Source organism: Paraburkholderia sp. DHOC27 (genome assembly GCF_003429005.1).
Classification (GTDB): domain Bacteria; phylum Pseudomonadota; class Gammaproteobacteria; order Burkholderiales; family Burkholderiaceae; genus Paraburkholderia.
This window is the reverse complement of record NZ_QVQV01000003.1, coordinates 780,976-781,555: the sequence shown is the minus strand read 5'-3', so window position 1 is coordinate 781,555 and position 580 is coordinate 780,976. Positions and strand designations below refer to the sequence as shown.

The 580-nt window shown below is 68.8% G+C and carries 1 protein-coding gene; it reads right to left on the bottom strand.

What is annotated here, in order from left to right; genetic code table 11:
- Nucleotides 1-580, bottom strand: a 580-nt coding sequence (locus D0B32_RS15520) for a DUF6531 domain-containing protein (protein ID WP_259295013.1), incomplete at both ends; no start/stop codon positions are given.

The window sequence follows — 580 nt, the reverse complement described above, 5'->3', positions numbered from 1 at the left end:
GCGCCCGTTCTGGCCCGTGATACTGGTCACCGCGCCGGTGGTGCTGTTGCGCGCGATCGTCACGGCATTGCCGTTGCGGTCCTGAATCCGCGTGAGACGGTAGATGCCGGCCATCATCGTGAACTGCTGCACGCGGCCATCGCGCAGCGTCAGCACCTTGGTCGAGCCGCTGTCCGCGAGGCTTGCGCGATAGTACTCGCCGGGGCTCGTGAGGTTCTCCCAGGCCGTGGTGGTGCCAATGCGTGGCGTGAACGGCACCCGGATGCCGCCGGGCAGGTATAGCTGGACCAGAGGCCGCACGCCATTACCCATCGCCGCCGCGACCACCAGATAGCGGTCGTAGTTGAAGGTGCCGCCCACCCCGAAGGCGCCCGCCATCGGCCGCCCCGAGGCGTCGTAGGCGCTGCTGCGATAGACCCGCGCGAGATCCAGCGCGATCGTGTCGGCTACATGCAGGTCGTGTGCAGCCAGATGGAACTGGCCGGTATAGAGCTGCACCGGATCGCCACCGGATGTGCTGCTGCCGCAGCCCGCACTGGCATCGCCATCGCCGCAGCCACCCGCGCCGCCTGGCTGGCCC